The sequence below is a fragment of the Allobosea sp. OK403 genome, assembly GCF_900113835.1.
GTDB lineage: Bacteria > Pseudomonadota > Alphaproteobacteria > Rhizobiales > Beijerinckiaceae > Allobosea.
On sequence record NZ_FOQV01000008.1, the window covers coordinates 49,913 to 73,850 of the forward strand.

General features: G+C 66.0%; 26 protein-coding genes. 13 read left to right on the plus strand and 13 right to left on the minus strand.

The genetic code is table 11. The annotated features are described in order from the left end of the window. Positions 1-34 precede the first annotated feature (34 nt). From BMZ97_RS22410 to BMZ97_RS22420, 3 genes are all read left to right on the plus strand, one after another. Positions 35-802 (plus strand): motility protein A, encoded by a 768-nt coding sequence (locus tag BMZ97_RS22410; RefSeq protein WP_092174904.1) that lies wholly within the window; start codon positions 35-37, stop codon positions 800-802. Positions 803-888: 86 nt separating this feature from the next. Next, the gene (locus BMZ97_RS22415) at positions 889-1,713 is read left to right on the plus strand and encodes an OmpA/MotB family protein (RefSeq protein WP_092174906.1); all 825 of its coding nucleotides are present in this window, start codon (positions 889-891) and stop codon (positions 1,711-1,713) included. Positions 1,714-1,752: 39 nt separating this feature from the next. Continuing rightward, positions 1,753-2,520, plus strand: coding sequence for a M15 family metallopeptidase (locus BMZ97_RS22420; RefSeq protein WP_092174909.1), 768 nt, complete (start codon positions 1,753-1,755; stop codon positions 2,518-2,520). A 55-nt stretch (positions 2,521-2,575) separates the two neighbouring features. On the opposite strand, the gene BMZ97_RS22425 is transcribed toward BMZ97_RS22420, so the two are convergent. Then, a complete protein-coding gene (locus BMZ97_RS22425) occupies positions 2,576-3,061 on the minus strand; it encodes a CAP domain-containing protein (protein ID WP_244546552.1) in 486 nt (161 codons plus the stop codon). A gap of 43 nt (positions 3,062-3,104) precedes the next feature. Beyond that, positions 3,105-5,729 carry a DUF3772 domain-containing protein gene (locus tag BMZ97_RS22430; protein ID WP_092174914.1) on the minus strand — a complete coding sequence of 875 codons (2,625 nt, stop codon included), beginning with the start codon at positions 5,727-5,729 and terminating at the stop codon, positions 3,105-3,107. A gap of 277 nt (positions 5,730-6,006) precedes the next feature. On the opposite strand from BMZ97_RS22430, the gene BMZ97_RS31340 reads away from it, so the two are divergent. Then, entirely contained in the window at positions 6,007-6,156 is a 150-nt protein-coding gene (locus tag BMZ97_RS31340; protein WP_175525669.1) for a hypothetical protein, read from the plus strand. A 2-nt stretch (positions 6,157-6,158) separates the two neighbouring features. After that, complete coding sequence (locus BMZ97_RS22435; RefSeq protein WP_092174916.1) at positions 6,159-6,347, plus strand: hypothetical protein; 189 nt, start codon at positions 6,159-6,161, stop codon at positions 6,345-6,347. Between the two features lie 115 nt (positions 6,348-6,462). On the opposite strand, the gene BMZ97_RS22440 is transcribed toward BMZ97_RS22435, so the two are convergent. Next, the gene (locus BMZ97_RS22440) at positions 6,463-6,723 is read right to left on the minus strand and encodes a DUF6719 family protein (protein ID WP_139221288.1); all 261 of its coding nucleotides are present in this window, start codon (positions 6,721-6,723) and stop codon (positions 6,463-6,465) included. Between the two features lie 98 nt (positions 6,724-6,821). After that, on the minus strand, positions 6,822-7,901 hold the full coding sequence (locus BMZ97_RS22445) for an ROK family protein (RefSeq protein ID WP_092174921.1): 1,080 nt from the start codon (positions 7,899-7,901) through the stop codon (positions 6,822-6,824). A gap of 218 nt (positions 7,902-8,119) precedes the next feature. Here BMZ97_RS22445 and BMZ97_RS22450 point away from each other — a divergent pair, with 218 nt between their 5' ends. Then, on the plus strand, positions 8,120-8,596 hold the full coding sequence (locus BMZ97_RS22450; RefSeq protein WP_092174924.1) for a DUF2938 domain-containing protein: 477 nt from the start codon (positions 8,120-8,122) through the stop codon (positions 8,594-8,596). 19 nt (positions 8,597-8,615) lie between these two features. On the opposite strand, the gene BMZ97_RS22455 is transcribed toward BMZ97_RS22450, so the two are convergent. The 3 genes from BMZ97_RS22455 to gloB are packed head-to-tail and all read right to left on the minus strand — an operon-like array spanning position 8,616 to position 10,633. Further along, the gene (locus tag BMZ97_RS22455; RefSeq protein ID WP_092174926.1) at positions 8,616-9,377 is read right to left on the minus strand and encodes a GNAT family N-acetyltransferase; all 762 of its coding nucleotides are present in this window, start codon (positions 9,375-9,377) and stop codon (positions 8,616-8,618) included. Continuing rightward, positions 9,377-9,838, minus strand: coding sequence for a cupin domain-containing protein (locus BMZ97_RS22460; RefSeq protein ID WP_092174929.1), 462 nt, complete (start codon positions 9,836-9,838; stop codon positions 9,377-9,379). The genes BMZ97_RS22455 and BMZ97_RS22460 overlap by 1 nt, the downstream gene beginning before the upstream one ends. 30 nt (positions 9,839-9,868) lie before the next feature. After that, positions 9,869-10,633: a hydroxyacylglutathione hydrolase gene (gene gloB, locus BMZ97_RS22465; RefSeq protein ID WP_092174932.1), complete on the minus strand. Its 765-nt coding sequence runs from the start codon at positions 10,631-10,633 to the stop codon at positions 9,869-9,871. Between the two features lie 249 nt (positions 10,634-10,882). Here gloB and BMZ97_RS22470 point away from each other — a divergent pair, with 249 nt between their 5' ends. The 3 genes from BMZ97_RS22470 to BMZ97_RS22480 all read left to right on the plus strand — a co-directional run bounded on the left by BMZ97_RS22470 (position 10,883) and on the right by BMZ97_RS22480 (position 14,358). Then, positions 10,883-11,650: a class I SAM-dependent methyltransferase gene (locus BMZ97_RS22470; RefSeq protein ID WP_092175374.1), complete on the plus strand. Its 768-nt coding sequence runs from the start codon at positions 10,883-10,885 to the stop codon at positions 11,648-11,650. A gap of 103 nt (positions 11,651-11,753) precedes the next feature. After that, entirely contained in the window at positions 11,754-12,707 is a 954-nt protein-coding gene (locus BMZ97_RS22475) for an acetyl-CoA carboxylase carboxyltransferase subunit alpha (RefSeq protein WP_092174934.1), read from the plus strand. Positions 12,708-12,903: 196 nt separating this feature from the next. Continuing rightward, complete coding sequence (locus BMZ97_RS22480; RefSeq protein WP_092174937.1) at positions 12,904-14,358, plus strand: L,D-transpeptidase family protein; 1,455 nt, start codon at positions 12,904-12,906, stop codon at positions 14,356-14,358. On the opposite strand, the gene BMZ97_RS31345 is transcribed toward BMZ97_RS22480, so the two are convergent. Continuing rightward, positions 14,340-14,687, minus strand: coding sequence for a hypothetical protein (locus BMZ97_RS31345; RefSeq protein WP_175525675.1), 348 nt, complete (start codon positions 14,685-14,687; stop codon positions 14,340-14,342). The genes BMZ97_RS22480 and BMZ97_RS31345 overlap by 19 nt on opposite strands. A 22-nt stretch (positions 14,688-14,709) precedes the next feature. Between BMZ97_RS31345 and BMZ97_RS22490 the strand changes: the two genes are divergently transcribed. Beyond that, complete coding sequence (locus BMZ97_RS22490) at positions 14,710-15,516, plus strand: TorF family putative porin (RefSeq protein WP_175525676.1); 807 nt, start codon at positions 14,710-14,712, stop codon at positions 15,514-15,516. Between the two features lie 93 nt (positions 15,517-15,609). Here the strand turns inward: BMZ97_RS22490 and BMZ97_RS22495 are convergent, their stop codons facing one another. Next, on the minus strand, positions 15,610-16,107 hold the full coding sequence (locus tag BMZ97_RS22495) for a MarR family winged helix-turn-helix transcriptional regulator (protein WP_092174945.1): 498 nt from the start codon (positions 16,105-16,107) through the stop codon (positions 15,610-15,612). 45 nt (positions 16,108-16,152) lie between these two features. Between BMZ97_RS22495 and BMZ97_RS22500 the strand changes: the two genes are divergently transcribed. Continuing rightward, a complete protein-coding gene (locus tag BMZ97_RS22500) occupies positions 16,153-17,046 on the plus strand; it encodes an alpha/beta fold hydrolase (protein WP_092174947.1) in 894 nt (297 codons plus the stop codon). 72 nt (positions 17,047-17,118) lie between these two features. On the opposite strand, the gene hemH is transcribed toward BMZ97_RS22500, so the two are convergent. Beyond that, a complete protein-coding gene (hemH, locus tag BMZ97_RS22505; RefSeq protein WP_092174950.1) occupies positions 17,119-18,183 on the minus strand; it encodes a ferrochelatase in 1,065 nt (354 codons plus the stop codon). Between the two features lie 403 nt (positions 18,184-18,586). On the opposite strand from hemH, the gene BMZ97_RS22510 reads away from it, so the two are divergent. Beyond that, positions 18,587-20,101, plus strand: coding sequence for a bifunctional metallophosphatase/5'-nucleotidase (locus BMZ97_RS22510; protein ID WP_092174952.1), 1,515 nt, complete (start codon positions 18,587-18,589; stop codon positions 20,099-20,101). After that, positions 20,098-20,796, plus strand: a complete 699-nt coding sequence (ung, locus tag BMZ97_RS22515; RefSeq protein WP_092174954.1) for a uracil-DNA glycosylase — start codon at positions 20,098-20,100, stop codon at positions 20,794-20,796. Before BMZ97_RS22510 ends, ung begins: the two co-directional genes overlap by 4 nt. Before the next feature lie 251 nt (positions 20,797-21,047). Here ung and BMZ97_RS22520 read toward each other — a convergent pair whose 3' ends face one another. The 3 genes from BMZ97_RS22520 to BMZ97_RS22530 are packed head-to-tail and all read right to left on the minus strand — an operon-like array spanning position 21,048 to position 23,867. Continuing rightward, positions 21,048-22,280 (minus strand): phenylacetate--CoA ligase family protein, encoded by a 1,233-nt coding sequence (locus tag BMZ97_RS22520; protein WP_092174956.1) that lies wholly within the window; start codon positions 22,278-22,280, stop codon positions 21,048-21,050. A 34-nt stretch (positions 22,281-22,314) separates the two neighbouring features. Then, positions 22,315-22,995 carry a zinc metallopeptidase gene (locus BMZ97_RS22525; protein WP_092174957.1) on the minus strand — a complete coding sequence of 227 codons (681 nt, stop codon included), beginning with the start codon at positions 22,993-22,995 and terminating at the stop codon, positions 22,315-22,317. 26 nt (positions 22,996-23,021) lie between these two features. Further along, on the minus strand, positions 23,022-23,867 hold the full coding sequence (locus BMZ97_RS22530; RefSeq protein WP_092174960.1) for an ABC transporter ATP-binding protein: 846 nt from the start codon (positions 23,865-23,867) through the stop codon (positions 23,022-23,024). Positions 23,868-23,938: the final 71 nt, after the last annotated feature.

The following is a 23,938-nucleotide window of genomic DNA, read 5'->3' on the forward strand; positions in this document are numbered from 1 at the left end:
CGCGGCGCGCATCGGCCGGATCGAGGTGGTTTCCATGGATATCGCAACTGGCGTCGGCATCCTCGCCGGTATCGCCACGATCTGCTCGCTGATCATCATCGATGGCGGCAATTTCGCTGCCTATTACGACAAACACGCCATGATTATCATTTTCGGCGGCGCCACTGCCGCCACCATGGTGCGGTTTCCGTTCTCGGTGATCGCGCATGGCCTGCCGATGGGCCTGCGCTTCGCCTTCACCCTGCGTTCGGTCAATCCGCGCGAGCTGATCGAGGAGATCACCCGCGTCGCCGAGATCGCCCGCAAGAGCGGGCCGGTGGCTCTGGAAAGCGTCGAGGTTTCCGACACGTTCCTGGCGCAGGGGCTGCGCTATATCGCCGACGGCTACGACAAGGATTTCATCCGCGACACGATGGAGCGCGACCGCGACAACTTCCTGCAGCGGCTCGATGAAGGCTCGAAGGTCTATCGCGCCATCGGCGACTGCGCCCCGGCCTGGGGCATGGTCGGCACCATCATCGGCATGGTCTCGATGTTCGCCAATATGAGCGACCCGTCCAAGCTCGGCCCGGCGATGGCGACAGCCTTGCTCGCCACGCTCTACGGCGCGCTGGTCGCCAACATGATCACCCTGCCGATCGCCGACAAGCTGCATATCAAGCTCGAGGAAGAGGAGATCTCGCGCACGCTGATCATCGACGGCGTGCTGCAGATGCGCGACGCCAAGAGCGCGACGCTGGTGCGCGAGATGCTGCTCGCCTATCTGCCCGACCATCATCGCGCTGAGATGGCGGCGGCATGACGAGAGCATTGCGCGAAAAAGTGGGAACCGGTTTTCCGCATTCGGACGGTTCCGTCCGAATGCGGCGTGATCCAGGGGCCTGAGCGGTGGCGAAGAAGAAGCGCGGAGCCCATGGCGGTCACGGCTGGTTCGTGACCTTCGCCGATCTGATGGCGCTGCTGATGGCGTTCTTCGTCATGGTCGCGGCCTATTCGAGCCAGGACAAGAACAAGATGCAGATCGTCGCGGGCTCGATGCGCGAGGCCTTCGGCACACAAAAGGACATGCGGCTGGCCGGCATCGTCGAGGTCGACGGCATCCCGACCAAGACCCATATCAAGAACGCCTATATCCGGCCGCTGGAGGACGCCTCCGACACGACCGCGCCCAACCACAACAACCAGAAGGAAGACGGGCTGATCGCGGCGACGCATGATCGCGGTTTCGCGCTCGCCGCGGCCTCGCTGCGCCAGGCTTTGCGCGAGATGCCGGAGATCGCGGAAGTCTCGCGCAACATCCTGGTCGAGGTCTCGGAAGCCGGTATCGACATCCAGCTGGTCGATCAGGACGGCCGCGCCATGTTCGCGGAGGGCTCGAGCCAGCCCAATGAACGTATGCGCAAGGTGCTCGCGGCGGTGGCGCCTTCGCTGAGGCGCCTGCCCAACAAGATCACGCTGACCGGGCATACCGCGACGCCGCGCCCAGGCCAGTCGCCGGAGGGCGATCCATGGACCTTGTCGGTCGGCCGCGCGGCGGCGGTGCGCGAGATCCTGGCCAATGCCGGCGTGCCCAATGAGCGTTTCGCCTCGGTCACCGGCAAGGGTGATACCGATCCGTTGATCAAGGACAACCCTTACCTCGCCTTCAACCGCCGCGTCGGCATCGTGCTGAAGGCGGATGCGCCGCCCTTGCCGTTCGGGGCTAAGCCGTAGAGGGTCGCATACGGACAGCGCGCGGGTCATGACGCGGCGATGAAGCTCGCTTGGGCGACGAAATTCACCTGCCGGCTCGGTTGGATCGGTTGTCTGCTCCTGAGCGCGCTTGCGCCCGCCAAGGCCGGCGAGGCGCTGCCGGGCGGCTTCATCCGCCTGCGCGAGATCGCTCCCGGGATACGCCAGGACATCCGCTACGCATCCGCCTTCAACTTCACCGGCGCAGCTGTCGCCGGCTATGGCCGTGCCGATTGCGTGCTGACGCAGGCGGCGGGGCAGGCCCTGATCCGCGTGGAGGCGCGGCTGGGCACGTCCGGCTATGCGTTGAAGCTGTTCGATTGCTACCGGCCGGCGCGGGCGGTCCGGGCCTTTCTGGCCTGGGCGCAGGATGGGAAGGCAAGCGATTTCGGACGGATTTTCCATCCCGATGTTGCCAAGGACATGCTGGTCGCGCGCGGCTTCATCGCCTCGGTGTCGAGCCATTCGCGCGGATCGACCGTCGATGTCGGCCTCGTCAGCCGCAATGAACCTGCCTTGCCGACGCCCGCAAGAGGCGGGCGCTGCGATGGTCCCCTGCAGGAACGACCCCAGGAAATGAGTCTCGATCTTGGGACGAGCTTCGACTGCTTTTCGGCGAAAAGCGCCGGCCGCGATCCGTCCGTCGGTCCGGACGCGTTCAGGCACAGGACGATCCTGCGGGACGCGATGAAGGCCGAGGGGTTTCGCGGCTATGGCCGCGAATGGTGGCATTTCACCCTGGCGAACGAGCCCTTTCCGAAGACGATCTTCGATTTCGCGATCGAATGACCAGAGCCGGACGCGAAAACCGGCTGCGGCTCTCCCAGCGCAGTCTCTCTCTCGGTCAGGGCGCGAGGATCAGCGCCCAGTAGACCTGATATTTCGAGCCCGGCGCATAGGCCGTCGCGATACCCATGCGGGCCGCGCCCGGCGTCTTCATGACGCGGTCGTGCTGGGGCGAATCGCGCCAGCCGGAGAAGGCTTCCGCCAACCGGCGATAGCCGGCCGAGAGATTGGCTTCCGCCCCCTCCTGTCCGGCACGGGCGAGGCGCGCCTTCACGGCTTCCGCCTGGGCCGGCTTGTCGGCGGCCGCCATCGCGCTCGCCTCGTCCTGGGCCGCAGCATTGAGGGCCGGGTCGAGCGTCAGCGCGTTCAGCCCGGCATTCATCCGATAGGCCGAGATCATGGCGCGCGCCTCGCCGGTGTCGACGCGGGCCGAGGTCGAGCCAAGATCGCGGTAAAAGGCCGGCTGACTGGCGCGGGGGGCTTCCGTACAGCCGGCGAGGTTCAGAACCGCGAGCGCGCCGGCGAGCAAGGCAGGACAGGTCACGGCGAGAGCTTTCCGCCCGCCGCGTGGGAAACAAAACATCGCATCATTCCTTGCTGTCGTTTTTCGCGAAGTCCCTGGCCGGTTCGGGCGAGGGCTGCGGCTCCGGAGGGGCCTCCTCCGTGGATTCGTCTTCGCTCTTGTGGTGCCGCGCGCGACGGGCCGGCGCGGCGGACTTGGCCGGCTTGCGCGCCTCGATCTCGCGCCCGACCGCCTTGGCGATGCCGGCGAGCGATTGCTCGATGCCTTCCAGTCCCTTGACCGCGAGTTCGGGGACAGGCGGCGCGACCTCCATCTCGGCCAGGCGCTTGTGGATGACATAGTTGAGGTCGCTGGTCACGCGGCCGACGATATCGACCTCGGCGACGACGCAGATCAGGTCGAAATCCATCGTCGTGGTGCCGAGCTTCTTGAACAGCACGGTCGGCGGCGGCTTCTGCAGCACGTCGCCATGCGCGGTGGCGGCCTCCGACAGCATGGTGCGGACCTCGGCGGGGTCATAGGTGCGCGGTACCGCGATCGAAATCAGCACGCGCCCGGTCCGGTCGTTGCGGACCCGGTTGCGGACGACGCCCGAGATCAGGTTCGAATTGGGCACGATCACCGATGAGCGGTCGAAGGTCGCGATCTCGGTCGAGCGCACATTGATCTTCTTGACGATACCTTCCGCGTCGCCGACGACCACCTGATCGCCGACGCGGATCGGGCGCTCCCACAGCAGGATCAGGCCGGAGACGAAATTCGACACCACCGATTGCAGGCCGAAACCGATACCGACCGAGAGCGCGCTGGCGACCAGGGTCAATCGTTCGAGACTGAGGCCCAGCGACGAGAAGGCGAGCGCGACCGCCGCCGCGTAGCCGAGATAGCCGGCGGCGGTGGTGATCGAATTGCGCAGTCCGGTGTCGAGCTTCGTCGTCGGCAGGAATTTGCCGTCGAGCCAGCCCTGCATCGAGCGCGTCGCCATCAGGCCGAGCGCAAACAGGAAGGCGGCGATGATGATCGAGGACAGCGAGACCGTGACGCCGCCGACCTGGAAGCCGAAGAAGGCGGCGCGCAGCGAGGAGAAGAAGTCGGCCGACTCCAGGCCCCAGGGCGCCAGCGCCAGCATGATCGTGATGATGATCAGGATCAGCTTGAGAAGACCGGTGCCGACCACTGCGATCTTCTGCAGCGTCGCCTCGCGAATGCCGATACCGGCCTTCAGCGTCAGGGCGAAGCGGCCCTTGCCAGTCAGCGTCCGGGCGACACCGAGCTCGAGGAACTGATAGAACAGCATGAACAGGCAGGCGAGGACGCCGATCCAGAGCACCTGCTCGGTCAGGAAGGTCGCGAAGACGACATAGCCGCTGAGCGCCGCCAGCACGATGACAAGGCCGACGACCCAACCCAGGATCCGCACAGGGCCGAGACTGGCGCCGTCGACGGGCACATAGGGACCCAGGCAAGCCTCCTCCTCGACCTCGTCGTCATCGCGCAATTGATACAGGCCCGCGATCAGGGTCAGCGCGAAGACGATGGCGAGGGTGCCCTTGATCAGGATCGAGACCGCGAGCCCGGCCGCGATCGCCTGCAGCCAGGCTTCCATCACCTTGCCGATCGCCATCACCAGCGCGAGCGAGCTTGCGATCCAGACGACGGTGCGCGCAGTCGAATCCATCACGCTGACGAGGCGGCGCTGCGGCGTGCCGGGTGCGAAGAGAGCGTCGGCCAGTGCCTGGATGAAGGCGAAGCTGGCGAGCCCGATCACCACGGCCCAGACCACGGGCTGGATGCGCGGCGGCAGCAATCCGGTGGTGTTGAGCGCGGAATAGATCAGCCAGCTCGCCAAAGCGGGAGGGGCGGCGCCGGCGACGAGATGGGTCAGTGCGACATAGAGGCAGTGCAGGCTGCCGGGGTCCTCCCTCGCGCCGACATGCGCCTTGAAGCGCGGCAGGTAGCGGGCGCGGGCGACGTAGAGCAGGATCGCACCGATGAAGGAGACGGCGACGAACAGGCCGCGCGCGCCTGACAAGGCATCGCCGAAGACCGACAGCCAGCCGCCGAAGATATAGCCGGAGGCGCGCAGATCCTCCGGCAAGGTGGTCAGCGCATTGCTCCAGAGTTCCGGGCTGAGGATCGACGGGCCTGGTGCGAAGAGCGCCTTGGCGAAGAGATCGCGGCGCTTGTCGCTGATGCCGGTCTGGAGCTGCTCGGCCTGGAGCTGTGCCGCACGGGCGATCTTCATCGTCTCGTCGGCATCGGCGAAGGCCTTGGTGCGGACGTCGCGCTCGCGCGTGACCTCGGCGCTTTCGGGCGGCGCATTGGCGTCGGGCTTGGCGCCGAGCTGATCGAGCCGCAACTTGGCCTGGTCGACGCGGGGGCCCTGCTCCTCGACGATCCCGCGCAATTGCTCCAGGAGCGGTTGCAAGCGCAGCCTCTGGCGCTGCAGGTCGGAATCGCTTGGGCTGGGGGCCGCCAGGGTCGTCTCGATCTGGTTCAGCTCAAGCCGCGCGGCATCGAGTTTTGCCCGGCCGGGATTGGGGTCGGGCGTTTGGGCCAGGGCCTGAAGCGAGCCGAGGAGGAGGGCAAACAGCACAGCCGCCAGCCAGGCTGTGAGCGCGCGCCCGGCGGGCGCGGCGCGGCCACGGTTACGGATGGGAGAGGGGGCTTGCCCCGCCTGCGCAGGCATTCCGGTCGCGCCTCGCTGAGACTGATTCGCTTGGAGGGCAACCCTCGCCTTGCGAGCGTCTTGAAGGCAAGGCGGCGAGGAAAAATGCGTGATGGCCGGCAATGGGAGAACCTTGTTGCGCAGATGGGGCTGTTGGCGAAGAAAACGTCACATTGCCGTGATGCCTTGGGACCGGCGGGCCGATGGCTTGCGGCCGTCATTGACGACAAACAGGACATGAAGATGGCGTCGTAGCGGGAAATTCGGCGCGTTTCGGCATTTGCCGACGGTCGAGACGGTGAACATGCCATCCGGCGGCTTCTGGGGCGGCGTCGGCGAGCCGACGATTGCGGTCGCGGCTCCGGCCGTTCTGAACGCGATCTTCGCCGCGACCAGCAAGCGCATCCGCGACCTGCCATTGAAGAACGCCGGTCTGCGCAAGGCGTAACGATGAGTGCGGCGCGGGTCACGATCCGCGCCGCGCTCGCAGCATCGCAGCATCGCAGCCTGCGTGCCTGCTCGCTCGAGGCCCGCGCCACTTCGTTCGATCTCGGCGCGCCAGAATACCGCGCGCCGGAGCTTTTTCTCGCGCCGCGGGTGAAAGGCTTGCCGGTCGAGATGCCAGGGATCAGGCGCTAGAGCAATTCCGACCTATTTCGATCGGTCAATGGCTCTCGCCTTTTGTTTCAACGCGTTTTCTTCACGCGAACCGGTATCCACTTCGCTCGAGACGGCTCTGGGACCGACGCTGCCTTCAGCGCGGCCGCTGGACGCAGCGGCGCGAGCGAGTTGAGCCAGACGTCGCCGAAGCCAGCGAGTCGCGGGTCTTCTGCTGTCTCGCCCCCGTCACCTCGCGGACCTGCCCCTGCGGACAGCGCCCGTCATCGACCAGAACGACCTCGCCGCCCTTGAGCTGGCCGGGTGGCGGTTCCGCGCGCAGCACCTGCTGGGACATCGCCGGCACGGCGAGAACGACGCTGCCCAGCATTGCGGCCATTACCAGGGACCATCGCATCGCAAACCCCATTGCGCCCGCTGCGCCCGGAGAGGCGCGATACCACGTCACGACACGACCTTAGCCCGGCCCCGCGCTCCACGCACCTGCCGGAAATGTCAGGTCTTGTTCTTGCCTTTCGGCTTGGTCCGGTTCCGATAGCTCGCATTGCCGAGCCCGGTGCCGATCGTCAGCACGGCCCAGTGCTCGACATCCTGCATCCCCGGCATTTCGCTCAAGCCCTGGATGACGGCGTCGTTGTGCATCACGATCTGCGTTTCATGCTCGCCGATCTCGGGCACCATCTCGCGGATGCTGTCGACGAGGTTGAAGCGGCTGCTTTCCCAATTGCCGGGCAGGTTCTGCGCGCCGCGGTCGATCGAGCCGTCGGGCTCGATCAGGCCGGGGCAGCCGAGGCCGATGAAGGGTGCGACGCGCAATCCAGCCTTGCGGGCCTGCCGGATCTGGCCATTCAGCATCTGGCCGAGACGCTTGATCGCTTCATCGCGGCTGGGCGCCTCGTCGATATGGCGCCAGAGTTCCGATTCCCAGACACGCGCCTTGCTCAGATCAGGCGCCTTGTCCTGGCGCAGCTCGACGATGCCGGCGCGGATGTTCGAGCCGCCGATATCGACCGCGACAAGGCTGTCATAGGCCCCGAAGATCCATTTCGGTGCGAGATGGGCGCTGCCGACGAGCCCGGCCTCGTCGGGATGATGGCGGATCGGCCTGAGGTCGATCTCGCGACCTTCGGTGCGGAGGAGGATACCGGCGCGGCCGATGGCGAGCTCGCCGATCCGGCTTTCGCGAAAGCCGCCGCCGATGGCGATGCGTTCGACGGGCGCCCAGGATTTGAGCTTGATGAAGCGGCGGATGACGAAGGCGAGCGACTGGGCGAAGCTTTCGATTGCGCTCAGCACGAGTGCGGCCTCATGCGGTTCGCCCTTGAGCAGCAGCTCATCCAGTTCCTTCTTGCTGATCGCGGCCGTGTCGCCGGCGAGCGGGTCGTCGCCGGTCTTGCGCAGATGCCGGCGTAGCGCATCGAGGTGGTCGACGAAGGCGCTGCGGCTGGCCTTGTCGCCGACGAAGCCGTCCTGGTCGCGGATTTCGAGGTTGTAGCTGGTCAGATGGACGGAGGGCAGTTCCGCCGAGCCATGGCTTCCGTGATTGCGCGTCGTGTCGGCCGTGGCGGCGCCCATGCGAAGGTTCCTTGTCCTGCGGTTCAGTCAGGCAACCCCGAGCGGCTCGCGGGGTTCCCCGGGGAGGCCTGATCGGAGCCGTCCTTGCATGTCCCGCATGAGCGCAGGGCGCTTGACCGGCCGCGCCGATATCCGCTCCATGGCGACAGGGTGGTCGAAAGACGATGCGGGAACGATCCTCGCAGCGCCGACCATCCTGGCCTTGGGGGGCGACGACGATGGAATTCCTGATCCGCGCGATTGTGATCGGCGCCGGCGCGACGGTGCTGCTCGATATCTGGGCGCAACTGCTGCAACGCGTGGCCGGTTGGCCGGCACCGAACTGGGCGATGCCGGGACGCTGGTTCGCGCATCTGCTGCGCGGACAGTTTGCGCATGAGGACATCGGGCGCGCGCAGCCTGTGGCAAACGAACTCGCGATCGGCTGGGCGTTCCATTACGCCGTCGGCATTCTCTTCGCGGCTGTTCTCCTGGCGTTGTGGGGGCTCGGCTGGTCGCGCAGCCCGACCTTCGGCCCCGCGCTGATCGTTGGCCTCGTCACAGTCGGCTGCGGCTGGTTTATCCTGCAGCCGGGCATGGGGGCGGGCGTCGCCGCCTCGAAGAAGCCCAACGCCTGGACGATCCGGGCGCTCAACATCGTCGGCCATATCGTCTTCGCGATCGGGCTCTACGGCACGGCGGTGCTGACCCGCTGAGCGACGGCCTCCTGACGGGTCAATCCAGGATGCGCGTCTCGTAGCTGTAGAGCCGGCGGAAGCCGAGGCGGTCATAGAGACCGATCGCGATCTCATTGGTCTGGTCCACCTGGAGATAGGCGCTGCTGCAGTCCATGAGGCGCGCCCAGGACATCAGCCCGGAGACGATGCGCCGGCCCAAACCATGGCCGCGATGGTTGGCGTCGACCACGATCGTGCCGATCTCGGCCATGCCGCGCTCGGCGACGCTCATGCCGTAGGCGACGGGCTCGCCGGCGATCAGCAGGGTCGCGAAGGCGGCCGGCATCCTGATCTTCTCGACGATGGCGGCGAGGTTCCCGGCATGAGTCTTCACGCCGCTCTGGCGCGCGGCGACGCCGGCAATCCAGTCCGCGCCTGGGCGCGCCTCGATCTGGAGCTCGGGGTCGATCTCGGGCGTGACGCCATCGAGGGCTGCGATCATGCCGAAGGAGGCATCCTTGAGGCGATAGCCGCGCGCGATCACCTCGGCGCGCGTCGCCTCGCCGGTCAATGGCGTCAGGCGCACGGAGGGTGGCAGCCCATCGGCCCGGTAGAGCTCCTCGATCATCGCCAGCGTCGCCTCGTCGAGCTCCGCGCCGGGCTTCAGCGGCGTGGCGGCGTTGGCGCGGCCGGAATAGCCATTGGCGAAGCGCACGACCCAGTCGTCGATCAGCAGGGTCGCGGGCGCAGGCCAGGCATTGACGATGCGCCGCTCGCATTCGAGCGCCAGCGCGAGGTCGTCGGCAGTGTCGGATATCATCAGGCTCCCCAGGGCTTGCGCGGCGTCGGACGCCAGCCCGGCGGCGCCATCTCGAATCCAGAAAAGGCGAAGCCGGGCGCGACCGTGCAGCCGACCAGCGTCCAGGCGCCCAGCGAGGTGGCGCTCTGCCAGGTGCCCGCCGGCACCACGAATTGCGGTCGCTGCCCGGCTCTCAGATCGGGACCGAGATGATGCGCCGAGGCGTCATGGCCATTGGGCGAGATGCTGATCACCAGCGGCGCGCCGGCATAATGATGCCAGATCTCGGCGGCATCGACCCGGTGCCATTCCGAGGTCTCGCCGGTGTCGAGCAGGTAGTAGATCGCAGTGGAGAAGCCGCGCCCTTCGGGGCCGGCCTCGTCGCGGAAGGTCTCGCGGTAATGGCCGCCTTCCGGATGGGGCTTGAGGTCGAGCAAACGGATGACCTCGGCCGCACCGAGACCGTCGAGCGAGGAATTCATGCCGGCTGTCCTCAGAATGCGTTCTTGGTTTCAGAATACGTTTTTGGCTTCGCGCAGCGCTGCAAAAACCTCGCCGGGGGCGGCGCCGGTCTTGCCGACTGCCGCTGCAAGCGCAGCCTCTCCGGCGCGGAAGAAGGGGTTGGTCGCCTTCTCCTCGCCGATTGTGGTCAGCGCCCAGAAGCGGCCTTCCGCCTTGGCGGCTTCGGCCTGCACATAGCGGGCCTTGAGCGCGGCATTGTCTGGGTCCATCGCGACGGCGAAACGGGCATTGGACAAGGTGTAGTCATGGCCGGTGATCAGGCGGACATCGTCGGGCAGCGTCATGATGCGGTTGAGCGAGGTCCACATCGCCCCCATCTGCCCGGGCTGGACCCGCCCGCAGCCCATGACGAAGACGACATCGCCGACGAGCGCCAACTTGGCGTCGGCGCTGGCGAAGGTCAGGTGGCCGGCGGAATGGCCCGGCGTGTGCCAGATCTCGAAGACGGCATTGCCGAGCTCGACGCGGTCGCCCTCGCCGAGGATGCGGTCGAGCGGGGCGGAATCGGCGGCGTCGGCCGGACCGCAGACGAAAGCTCCGGTCGCATCCTTCAATTCGGCCACGCCTTGCGTGTGGTCGTGATGGGCGTGGGTGACGAAGATGTCGCTGATCGTCCAGCCCTTGGCCTTGGCGGCGGCGAGGACGGGAGCGGCATCAGGCACGTCGACAGCCGCGCAGGCTTTCGTCACTGGGTCGAAGATCAAGGCGCCGGCATTGTCGCTGAGGGTGCGGAAGATATGGAGATCGAGGGGCATGCGAAGCTCCGGCACAGGCGGGCAGGACAGGGTGCTGCCCTGAATGCGCCATGGCCCGGCTTCTATCAAGTCGAGTGGCTTGCAAGCCGCAGGCGCTTGCAAGCCACTCGACTTGAGGCGCCAGGTTCCGGCCTCCCCGTAGCAGGCGGGGGGAAGGAGGCGCTCAGCCGAGCCTTTACTTGTAGCCTTTACTTGCAGCCTTCGCCTGCTGCCCTTGCTTTGGCCGCGCTGCCGTTCCATCTCAGGCTCATGCCACTCGACGTCGTCGATCTTCGCGCCTTCTATGCCAGCCCGCTCGGCCATGTCGCGCGGCGGTTCATCGGCAGGGCGATGCTGCGCTTCTGGCCCGACTGCTCGCGCCAGCGCGTGCTGGGGCTCGGTTTCTCCACGCCTTATCTGTCTGTGCTCGGTCTCGGCGCCGAACGGGTGCTTGCCTTCATGCCGGCGGCGCAAGGCGTGGTGAACTGGCCCTCCGAGGGCTTGTCGGCCTCCGCGCTGGTCGAGCCGACCTTGCTGCCCTTGCCGACGGCCTCGGTCGACAGGGTGGTGCTGGTGCATGCGCTGGAGGAGACCGAGAGCCCCGACGATCTGCTGGAAGAGGTTGGACGCGTGCTCTCGCCGGGCGGACGGATGATCGTCGTCGCGCCCAATCGCCGCGGACTCTGGGCGCGGATGGACGGCACGCCCTTCGGCCATGGTCGCCCGTTCAGCCGCTCGCAGCTCCAGGCGCTGATGCGGGCTGCCGAATTCTCGCCCGAGAACTGGGCCGAGGCGCTCTACGTCCCACCGCTGAAACGGCATCTGCTGATGCGTTCGGCGCCCGCCTGGGAGCGGGCCGGCGCAGGGTTGTCCCTGCCCTTCGCCGGCGTCCATGTCATCGATGCAACCAAGCAGTTCTATCGCCGCGCGCCCTTGCGCGCGACGCGGCGCAGCTTCGCCTTCCGGCCGATCCTGCTGCCGCGACCGACCCCGACCCAACGCGCGGCAAACCCGCCTGGAGACGGCGCGGCGGGTTGACAACGGCCGCGACGCGCGGCCAAGGTCCGCCGCTTTTCGCGAACCCGGTTCCGCCCATGCGCCACGCGCGGACCTGCCGGCGCGGAACCTGAACTGGATCACGATGCGAAGCTATTTGGATTTCGAGAAACCGGTCGCCGAACTCGAGGCGAAGGCGGATGAATTGCGCGCCCTCGAGGCGAAGGGTGAAGGCTATGCGCTCTCCGAGGAGATCGGCAAGCTCGACGCCAAGGCCAACCAGGCGTTGAAGGAAATCTATGCCGCGCTGACGCCCTGGCAGAAGACGCTGGTCGCGCGCCATCCGCAGCGCCCGCACTTCAAGGATTACTGCGCGGCGTTGTTCACCGAGTTCACGCCGCTCGCGGGCGACCGGGCTTTCGGCGAGGATGAGGCGATCGTGGGCGGTTTCGGCCGCTTTCGCGGCGAAGCCGTCTGCATTGTCGGGCAGGAGAAGGGCGACTCGACCGAGACCCGCATCCGGCACAATTTCGGCATGCCCAAGCCCGAGGGCTATCGCAAGGCGGTGCGCCTGATGGAGATGGCCGGTCGTTTCGGGCTGCCGGTCCTGAGCTTCATCGACACGGCCGGCGCCTATCCCGGTATCGAGGCGGAGGAACGCGGCCAGGCCGAGGCGATCGCGCGCTCGACCGAGGCCTGCCTGGGATTGCGCACGCCGAGCGTGGCGCTGGTGATCGGCGAGGGCGGTTCGGGTGGCGCGATTGCGATCGCCGCAGCTAGCCGCGTGCTGATGCTGGAGCATGCGATCTATTCGGTGATCTCGCCGGAAGGCGCGGCCTCGATCCTCTGGCGCGATACGAAGCGCGCCCAGGACGCTGCGACCGGCATGAAGATCACCGCGCAGGACCTGCTGAAATTCGGCGTCATCGATCGCATCATCAGCGAGCCGGCGGGCGGCGCGCATCGCGATCCTCAGATGGCGATGGTGCGGGCGGGCGATGCCATCGCCTCGGCGCTATCGGATTTCACAGGTGTGGGCGCCGACGACATCGTCAGTCGCAGGGCGGAAAAATTCCTCGCCATCGGGCGGGCGATCTGACCTTGGGCGAAGCCTTTTTGCGGTGAGTCAACTGGTGCCGCCGTTAGGAAGGCGTTGACCATATGGCTATGACGGAGCAGCCTGTGGTAAGGAACCCTCAAGGCTAACGCTTCTACAACTGAGCAGCCGGCACAATTTGGCCGTGTTGCATAGTCAGTGGTCGTGCTTCCGCCGGCCGTTCGATGGGATTGACGACGTGGCATTCAAGCACTTCGCGCTCGTGGCCTTCATTGCATTGTCGCTGGGCGCCTGTGAGGAGGACCGCTATCGCGGCGCCGCCAGGCACAACATCCCGATTCCGTCGGCGACCTATGCGCTCATGTCCGAGAAGGGCATGAGCAAGGATCAGCCGGTCCTGATCCGCTCCTACAAGAAGGAGTCGGAGCTCGAGATCTGGAAGCGGAAGGCCGACGGGCAATATGCGCTGCTCAAGACCTTCCCGATGTGCCGCTGGTCCGGCCAGCTCGGCCCGAAGGTCCGTGAAGGCGACCGCATGGCGCCGGAGGGCTTCTACGCCATCACGCCGGCGCAGATGAACCCGAACTCGGCCTATTACGTCTCCTTCAACATGGGCTACCCCAACGCCTATGATCGCTCCTATGGCCGCACCGGCGCGCATCTGATGGTGCATGGCGCCTGCTCCTCGGCCGGCTGCTATTCGATGACCGACGATCAGATCGGCGAGATCTATGCGCTGGTCCGCGAGGCCCAGAACGCCGGCCAGAAGGCGGTGCAGATGCAGGCGCTGCCCTTCCGCATGACGCCGGAGAACCTGGCCAAGCACCGGCTCGATTCCAACATCGCCTTCTGGAAGAACCTGAAGGAAGGCACCGACTATTTCGAGGTCACGAAGAGCGAGCCGCCGGTTTCGGTGGCGGGCGGCCGTTATGTCTTCAGCAACGGCGCTGATTCCTCCGTCGCCCAGGCCGTGCAGCAGAAGCGCCAGCAGGACGAGGTCCAGGTCGCTGCGCTCGTCGCCAAGGGCACGCCCGCGATCAAGTTGATCTATGACGATGGCGACTCGCACGCCTCCTTCAAGCGCACGCTCGTCGCAGGCGGATCCGATTCGCTGAACCGCACGGCGACCTGGGCCTCGCGCGATGTCGGGGTCAGCCGGCCCGACGCCATCACGAGCGGTCCGCGCGTGGTCGTGCTCGACAATCTGGGCAAGCCGAAAGCCGAGTTTCGGGCGGCGTCGGCCGATAATGACGCGGTGCTCGCCGCGGTCGCTGCCGTGCCTGACGTGAATCAGATCGAGACCGCCAGCATCGCTAAGCCGAGCCCGGCCAAGGTCGAGGCGCAGCCAAGGGCCGTGGCCGGAAAGCCTGCATCGGCTGCCGCAACGCAGGTCGCCAAGGCCAGTGCCGGCGCTGCAGCCGCGCCGGTGGCGATCGATGCGCAGCCTGCTCCTACCCCTGCCGCGCCTGCCGCCGTGCCCTTCTATCAGCGAGCGCTCAGCTTCGTTCCGCTGATCGGCGGCTCGCAGCAGCAGCCGGAACAGGCGCAGGAAACCACGCCGGTGGCTTCGGTCGTGCCGGATTCGCCGACCAATATCCGGGCTCCGCTGCCACCCCGGCGCGCCACTGGCCTGCGCACCTCGCGGCTGGATCAGTCGGACGCGGCCTATTCCAGTCAGCCCGTGGCACGCTGATGGGTTGCATCCGGGTGCTTGCGCTCGGTATGCGTGACGGAATTATCACAGCATTCTGCTTTGTCGGCGAAGCCCGCTTTGAATGCATCAAAACGCGACTCTGACTGGGATATTGCCTTCTTCGTGGGCAATCTGCCGAAAAGCTCGGCTTGCTGAATCAGGCGATCCATTGGCTTCATAATGGCGAAAGCGCGGCACGTTGCGCTCGTATTTCGACATTTGACGGAGCTGATGATGGCTTTCGATTTCTTCCGGTCTTCTGTGACGGGTGCGGCGTTTTCCTTGGTGATGCTGTCGGGTGCCGCGTATGCGTCGGATCTTCCGAGCAAGAAGGGCGCTCCGGTTGCCCCGGTGCCTCCGGCGATCACCTGGTTCGATATCGCCGTCACCATCAAGGCGACGAGCGACTATAATTTCCGCGGCATCTCCCAGTCGGATCGCAAGCCCGCCATCCAGGGCGGCGCGGAACTGCAGATCTATGACAACCTGTTCTATGCCGGTGTCTGGGCCTCGAGCGTCGATCTCGTCACCAACCCGCCGGCGGAGATCGACTTCACCGCCGGTATCCGCCCGAAATTCGGTCCGGTGACCTTCGATTTGGGTGTGATCCAGTATTATTACCCCGACGAGAGCCGTTACGTCGACAATCTCCGCGTCATCTGGACGCCGAAGAACACCGACTTCCTCGAACTGGCCGGCAAGGTCTCCTATAACTGGGACGACAAGGTCACGATCGGCGCCAACGTCTTCTACTCCTGGAACTGGCTTGGCACCGGCGCGACCGGTACCTACGCCTCCGGCACCGCCAAGTACAACCTGCCCTTCCTCGAAGGCCTCTCGGTTTCGGGTGAGTTCGGCCGCTACTGGCTCGGCACGACCAACACCAACATCGCCTTCCCCGTCGCGATCCGCCTGCCTGACTACAATTACTGGAATGTCGGCGTGTCCTACACCTGGAAGAACCTGACGGCGGATATCCGCTATCACGACACCAACCTGTCGAAGTCCAAGTGCTTCACGCTGACCTCCGATCCGAGCGGCATCACGCGCGGCAATGCCGGCGGGGCCTACGGCTCGAAATGGTGCAACCCGACTGTCGTCGGCTCGCTCTCCTTCGACATCACGGCGAGCAGCCTCGGCGTCTTCGCGCCGAAGTGAGCGCAAGCGCCAGGATCGAATGACGAAAGGCCGCTCGCGAGAGCGGCCTTTTTCATGCCGGTACTCCGCCCGGGGACGCTTGGCGGTGTGCGCCTATATCTCGAGCGCCTTGGCGACGCGGCGCATCATCTCGCCGACCGCATCGCATTCGGCATCGCTGAGCACCGTCATCATCGCCTCGATGCGCGCGACATGGATCGCCATGGCCTTGCGCGTCAGGGCCTCGCCCGTCGGCGTCAGCCAAAGCCTGCGGACACGGCGGTCGGTATCGTCGCCGCGCCGCTCGACGAGTTCGCGCCGCTCCAGCTCGGGTAGCAGCATGCTCATGGCGCTGCGGCCGACGAGGAGCTTTTCGGCAAGCGCCTGCTGTGTCAGCCCCGGCGTGTGGAAGATGTTTGCAAGCACGTCGTAATGCGCGACCTGAATGCCGAGCGAGCTCAGGGCCTCGCCGAAGACCTTCTTCCAGAGCTGGTGGACGCGCGCGACCGCGATCCAGTTGCGAAAGCGCGGCAGATCCCAGGGCAGGGTCTGGGTCTCGATGAAGCCCGTGTCGCCAATATCCTGGTCGTCAACCTCTTGCTTTTTGTTCATGGATGAACATAATAGTTCAGCGCTGAACTAATGCGGGTATGAGCCATGGCTGACATTGCACTCCGTCTGTTGCGGCCGTTGATCCGGGTCTCGAGCTTCCTCGCTCCCAAGACCAGCGGCCGCCTCGCCTTCAAGGCCTTTTGTACCCCGCCGCGCCACCCACAGGGAAATGCCAATCGCAAGGGGGCGGTCAAGTCCGCGACCACGCGATTGCAGGCGAGCGAGGCGGTCTCGATACCGTTCCCATGCGGCTCGGTGGCGGCCTATGTCTTCGATCCGCCCGACGCCGATCCGGTGGAGCAACGCCCGACCGTGATCCTGGTTCATGGCTGGACGGGCGCCGCCGTCTTCATGACCGCTTTCGTAGCCCCTCTGCTGGCGGCGGGCTTTCGCGTCGTGGCCTATGATCTGCCGGCCCATGGCGCTTCGACCGGCAGCGAGCTCAACATTCCGCTCGGGGTTGCGAGCCTGGCGGCCGTCGCGCGCGCCTTCGCCCCGGTGCATGCCATCGTGACGCATTCCTTCGGCGGCGCGATCGCGCTGGCGGCGCTCGCCGGCACCGTCCCGGGCCAGCCGGTCGTCAAGGCGAAGCGCCTGGCGATGATCGCCGCGCCCTCATCAATGACGCTGGTGGCGCGGCGCTTCGGCGCCACGATCGGCCTTGGCACGCGTGGGCAGGCGGCGCTGGAGCGGCGTATTCATGTCGTCGCAGGCGCGCCGGTCACGGCTTTCGAAGGGGCGGGCCAACTGGCCTCGATCGGCTTGCCAGCGCTGATCGTGCATTGCCGCGACGACAAGGAGCTCGGCTTCCATCATGCGCAAGCCCTGGCGACGGCAGGGCCCTTCGCCACGCTCGTGCCGATGAATGGGCTCGGGCATCGCCGCATCCTGCAGGCGAAACCGGTGGTGGAGGCGGTGACGGGCTTTGTGACCGCCTGATCGGTTCTAAAAGTTTAGAGCATTGCTCTTGCGAAAAACCGGTTCCCACTTTTTCGCATCCTGCTCTAGCACTCAGACCCAACCCATCAATTCGCGCCGGACCAGGGCTTCGAGCACGTCGATGCTTTCAGCGGAGTCATTCAGGCAAGGCAGATAGGCGAAGCGCTTGCCGCCATTGTGCATGAAGATCTCTCGGTTCTCGACATCGAGCTCCTCAAGCGTCTCCAGGCAATCGGCCGAGAAGCCTGGCGCGACGATGGCGAGCGATTTGGTGCCCGCCTGTGCCAGTGCCTTGACGGTTTCGTCGGTATAGGGCTGCAGCCATTCATCGGGCCCGAAGCGCGACTGGAAGGTCAGTCTGAAGCGCTCGGCCGGCAGCCTGAGCTCTTCGCGCAACAAGCGCCAGGTCTTGACGCATTGGCAGTAATAGGGGTCGCCCTTCAGGAGATATTCCTTGGGCATGCCGTGGAAGGAGCAGAGGATGATCTCGGGATCGAAATCGAGCTTCGCCAGCGAGCTGCGCATCGAGGCGGCCAGCGCTTTGATATAGGTCGGGTCGTCGTGATAGGGCGGGGCGACACGCACCGCCGGCTGCCAGCGCATCTCCATCAGGGCCCGAAAGGCCTGGTCGCAGGCCGTGGCCGTGGTCGGCGCGGCATATTGCGGGTAGAGCGGCACCAGCAGGATGCGGTCACAGCCCTGGTCCTGCAGCGCCTTGATCCTGCTTTTGGTATCGGGGAAGCCGTAGCGCATCGCCCAGTCGAAGATGACGCGCTCGCCGGTCACGGACTTCAGGCGTTCGGCGAGCTGTTCGGTCTGCGAGCGCGTGATCGTCTTGAGCGGCCCCTCATCGCGCTCATTGTTCCAGATCGAGGCGTAGTCCTTACCCTTGCGGCCGGGCCGCGTGGTCAGGATGATCAGATTGAGGATCGGCCACCATTTCCAGCGCGGTTCCTCGATCACCCGCCGGTCGGAAAGGAACTCCTTGAGATAGGCCCGCATCGGCCTGTAGCTCGTGCCTTCCGGCGTGCCGAGATTCATCAGCAGCACGCCGATGCGGCCGGCCGCGACCTTGGGGTGGTCGGAGGGCAGGCTGATAACCGGCATCTCGGCGGCTGGACTGGTCTCGACTGTCATGGCGCAGACTTTCCTTTGCCCGTGATTTAGACGAGTTCCGGTTTTCGTCCAGTCGCGAAGCGCGCCAGGCAGGGGGGTGCGACACTAGAGCCGGATGATTTCAGATCGGATCACAGAGTGATCCGATCTGAAATCTGAATCCGTCTCTTATCAAAGAGTTAGAGCAGGACCTATGCGAAAAACTGGTTCCCGTTTTTTCGCGTCCTGCTCTAGCGAACGGGCCTGCGCCCGCACTGGTCAATGCGGCCCAGGCTTTGCTAGATCACCTCGCATTCGGACGTTACCGTCCGAATGCGAGGTGATCTATTCTAGGAGTTGAGAGCATTGCTCTCGCGAAAAACCGGTACCCACTTTTTCGCGCAATGCTCTAGTTTGCAGCGGTTCTCAAGCAGAGGCTCTCGCCATGTCCACACTGACACGCCGCAAGGCGCTCGGCGTCATCGCCGCCCCGGCGGCGTTCGCCGCGACCGGAACCATGGCGCAGATGCCGGCGCCCGCCTTCACGCTGCTTCTGGTCAACGACATCTACAAGATGAGCGACGACAAGGGCAAAGGCGGTTTCGCGCGGGCCGCCGGCATCGCCCGGGCCGAGCGGGCCAAGGGCGTGCCGGTTCTGTTCTGCCATGCCGGCGATTGCTACTCGCCCTCGCTGATGTCGGGCTTTGACCAAGGTGCCCATATCGTGGCGATGCAGAACAAGATGGGGCTCGATGTCTTCGTGCCGGGCAATCACGAATTCGATTTCGGCAAGGAGAACTACCTCAAGCTCGTCGCCGCCCAGACTTATCCGACCTTCGCCGCCAATCTGCGTGATGCGAGCGGCAATGTCCTGCCCGGCCACAAGGATTCGCAGATCTTCGAACTCGGCGGCGTCAAGGTCGGCGTCATCGGCACGACCTATGATCCGACGCCGCAACTCTCCAACCCCGGCGATCTGAAATTCTCCTCGACCATGGAGGCGCTCCAGCGCGAGGCGCGGACCTTGAAGGCGCAGGGCGCCGACATCCTCGTCGCCGTCGTTCATGCCGAGCGCCGCACCGATCTCGAAATCGTGCGCTCGCGCGTCGTCGACATCGTGCTGACCGGTCACGACCATGACCTTGCCATCGCCTATGACGGCAAGGTCGTGATGGTGGAGTCGAATGAAGAGGGCAATTACGTCACCGCGATCGACATCGCGGTGAGCGTCACGGGCGAGGGCGCGGCCCGCCAGGTCTCCTGGTCGCCGACTTTCCGGGTCAACGACAGCCGCGCCGCCACGCCCGACCCCGAGGTCGCCGCGATCGTGAAGGGTTATGAGGCCGAGCTCTCGAAGGAGCTCGACGTCGAGATCGCGACGCTCGCCGCCCCGCTCGATTCCCGCACCGGCGTTATCCGCACGCAGGAGACGGCGATCGGCAATCTGATCGCCGACGCCATCCGCGCCTCGACCGGCGCGCAGCTGGCCATCACCAATGCCGGCGGTATCCGCGCCAACAAGCAATATGCGGCCGGCTACAAGCTGACCCGGCGCGATGTGCTGAGCGAACTGCCGTTCGGCAACGCCACGATCATGGTCCAGATCACCGGCAAGGATGTGAAGGATGCGATCGAGAACGGCCTGGCGCCCGCCCCGCAGGGTTCGGGCCGCTTCCCGCAGGTCTCCGGGCTCAGCTTCGAGGCCGACATCAAGCGCCCCGTCGGCCAGCGTGTCGTCTCGATCAGCGTCGAGGGCAAGCCGATCGACGAGGCGGCGAACTACACCGTCGCCTCCAACAACTTCATGCTCGCCGGCGGCGACGGCTACACCTCGCTGGCACGCGGCAGGACGCTGATCGGCCTGACCGACGGCAAGCTGATGGCCAATGAGGTGATGGTCTATCTGCGCCGGCTCGGCACGATCGACGCCAAGGTCGAGGGCAGGGCGGCCCTGAAGTGAGCGGCTATGAGGCGGCGCTCGCCGCGTTCCTGGCGGCGCCGGTCTCGGAAGGGTGGCGCGATCTCGCCGTGTTCCGCGATGGGGTCGCGGCGCGGGCTTGCGTCCGGGCTGATGCGGAGGTCGCGGCCGGCCATGTTGTTGCGCCCTCTCCGGCTCGCGTCTTCGCCGCGCTGGCGACGACGCCTTTCACTGAGGTCCGTATCGTCATCCTGGGCCAGGATCCCTATCCGACGCCGGGCGATGCCAATGGCCTCGCCTTCTCCTATGTCGGCTCGCCGCCCTTGCCGCGCTCGCTGGTCAATATCTATCGCGAATTGCAGGACGATCTCGGCGCGGCGGAGCCTGCGAGCGGCGATCTGACAGTGTGGGCGCGGCAAGGCGTGCTCTTGCTCAACACCGCGCTCACCGTGCGCGAGGGGGCAAGCAAGGCGGGCTCGCATCTGGCGCTCGGCTGGGGCGCCGTCACCGATGCGGTCATTGCCGGCGTTTCCGAGCGCCGGCCCCATGTCGTCTTCCTGCTCTGGGGCAATCCCGCCCAGGCCAAACGCGGATTGATCGATGAGGCGCGCCATCTGGTGCTGGCGAGCGCGCATCCCTCGCCGCTCTCGGCGCGACGCGGGTTTTTCGGGTCCAAGCCGTTTTCGCGTACGAATGCATGGCTGGAGGCGAACGGGGAGAAGGCGATCGCTTGGTAGAGCGCGGGGAACCCTTCTCCCGGATGGGAGAAGGGCAGGGATGAGGGTGTGCCGCTGATTATTGGAGCGCGACTGCGCCGTAGCACCTCCTATTGAGAGGGCACACCCTCATCCGGCGCTCCGCGCCACCTTCTCCGGCCCATCTCGGGCTTGCCCGAGATGGGCAACCCAAAGTGTCAAAGTCGGCAACAGCCGACTTTGATGCGGGAGAAGGGAAGAGAGAGTTGCGCCCTTTCAGCGATGCAGCGGCGTCACCCCACCGGCCGTTCGTCCGCGATCACCTTGCCGTCATTCGGCAAAGCCCCGAGCGGCAGGATTTCGACCGCGCCTTTCAGCTTGGTGACCTGCTGCAGGGTCGAGGAGACCGCGTCGATAAACCCTGCGGGCTCGGCATAGATCTCGGCCTTCAGCGTCATCGTGTCGACCTCATTGGCGCGGCCGACGACGAGACGCAGCTTGGCGATCTCGGCATGGCGCTTGGCGATCTCGGCGACCTGCTCGGGCCGCACGAACATGCCCTTGACCTTGGCGGTCTGGTCGGCGCGGCCCATCCAGCCCTTGATGCGGGTATTGCTGCGCCCGCAAGGGCTCGCCCCCGGCAAAACCGCGGTGAGATCGCCGACCGCGAGCCTGATCTGCGGGTGGTGCGGGTCGAGATTGGTGATGACGATCTCGCCAACCTCGCCCTCCGCGACGGGATCGCCGGTGCCTGGTCGCACGATCTCGACGATCAGGTTCTCATTCAGCACCATCCCCGCGCGTGCGCTCGTCTCGTAAGCGATCACGCCGACATCGGCGGTGGCGTAGAGCTGGTAGGCGTCGATGCCGTGCTCCTTGACCCAGGCCTGGAGCGAGGGCGGGAAGGCCGCGCCCGAGACCACGGCGCGCTTCAGGCAGGAGATGTCGACGCCGCGCGCTTGCGCCACCTCGATCAGGATCTTGAGAAAATCCGGCGTGCCGGCATAGCAGGCAGGCCGGTAGGCCGAGATCACCTCCATCTGCTGCTCGGTGTTGCCGGGGCCGGCCGGGATCACGGCGCAGCCGAGCGCGCGCGCGGCCGAATCCATGATGAAGCCGCCCGGCGTCAGGTGATAGCCGAAGGTGTTGAGCACGACATCACCGGCCCGGAAGCCCGCCGCGTAGAGCCCGCGGGCGGCGCCCCAGGGATCGCTGCCGGTGCCCTCCGGCTCGAAAATCGGGCCGGGCGAGGTGAAGAGCCGGCCGAAGGAGCCGAGCGGTGCCGAGACGAAGCCGCCGAAGGGCAGGGAGGTCTTCTGGAGCGCGGGCAGATCGGCCTTGCGCAGGATCGGCAAGGTGGAGAGCGCATTGCGATCGGTGATCGCGACCGGGTCGACGCCGGCGAGCCGCTCGGCATAGGCCGGGGTCTTCAGGGCGGCCGCGAGCACAGCCGGCAGCCGCGCGAAGAGATCGGCCTCGCGGGCACCGGGCGAGCGGGTTTCGAGGGCGTCGTGATGCTCGCTCATCGGTCAAATCCTCACGAAAACGGGCCGCCTCGTCTCAGCGGATGATCCGCAGCAGGCGGAGAAAATTCAGGAGGCCGATCAGGGCTCCGGCGACATAGGTGAAGGCGGCAGCGCGCAGCACGCCGCGTGCGGCGGGCAGGTCGCGCGAGTCGAGATAGCCGTCGGCGGTCAGGATCGGCAGCGCCTTGCCGAAACTGGCGTCGAGCTCCAGAGGCAGCGTCACCAGATGCACGACGAGCCCGACACCGAGCAGCGCGATGGCGAGGCCGAACTGCATCAGCCCGATCGAGGGCACGCGGGTGAGGATGGCGACGAGCGGGGCCGTGATCATGATCCCCATCGCGACCTTGTCGAAGATGCCGAGGAAGCGGGCGAGCGCGGTCCGCCAGGCGAAGAGCACACTGCCTTGATGATGCTGGATCGCATGGGCGACCTCATGGGCCGCGACCGCGACGGCCGTGATCGAGCGCCCGTCATGATTGTCGGGGGAGAGCCGCACAGCGCGGGCGCCCGGGTCGTAGTGGTCGCCGCTGGGCGTCTGCTCGACCGTGACCGAACCGAGCTGGAAGCGGTCGAGCAGATGGCGTGCGAGCTCCCCGCCGGTGCCGGGCAGATCGGGACGATCCGAGGAGTGCCGGCTCATCTCGTGACGGACCCAGGCCTGTGGCCCGAAGACCAGCAGAATCACCAACAGGACGATGACGAGATAGAGCATGGGATGCCACCTTGCGTTCCATCGACTCAGGAGAGCCAGCGCTTGCGGCGTTTATAGCTTTTGACCTCGCGGAACGACTTCTTGTTGCCTTCGGCGACGCCGAGATAGAACTCCTTCACGTCTTCGTTCTCGCGCAGCATCGCAGCTTCGCCGTCCATGACGACGCGGCCGGTCTCCATGATGTAGCCATAGGTCGCGTAGCGCAGGGCCATGTTGGTGTTCTGCTCGGCGACGAGGAAGGAGACGCCATCTTCGGCATTGAGCCGGCGCACGATCTCAAAAATCTCCTCGACGATCTGGGGAGCGAGCCCCATTGAGGGCTCGTCGAGCAGGATCATCTTGGGTTTCGACATCATGGCGCGGCCGACCGCGCACATCTGCTGCTCACCACCCGAGGTGTAGCCGGCCTGCGAGGTCCGGCGCTGCTTCAGGCGCGGGAAGAGCTCGTAGATCTTCTCCAGGTCGCGCTTGATCGCGGCATTGCCGTCGCGGCGAGTGAAAGCGCCGGTCAGCAGGTTCTCCTCGATCGAGAGATGGCCGAAGCAGTGCCTGCCCTCCATCACCTGGATGCAGCCGCGCCGGACCAGCTCGTTGGGCGACATCTTGTCGACGCGCTCGCCCTCGAACACGATCGAGCCCTTGGTGACCTCGCCGCGCTCGGCCTTGAGCAGGTTCGAGATCGCCTTCAGCGTCGTGGTCTTGCCGGCCCCGTTGGCGCCGAGGATCGCGACGATGCCCTTGCGCGGGACATGCAGGGAGACGCCCTTCAGCACGAGGATCACGTGATCATAGATCACCTCGATATTGTTCAGCGACAGGATGTTGTCGGTGGCGGCGCTTGTGTTGGGCGTTTCGAGTGTCGCTATCGACATGGCGGTTCCCCGGCAGTGGGCAATCGGCAGTCGGCAGTCGGGTCGGCAGCCGGAAAAACCGACTGCCGATT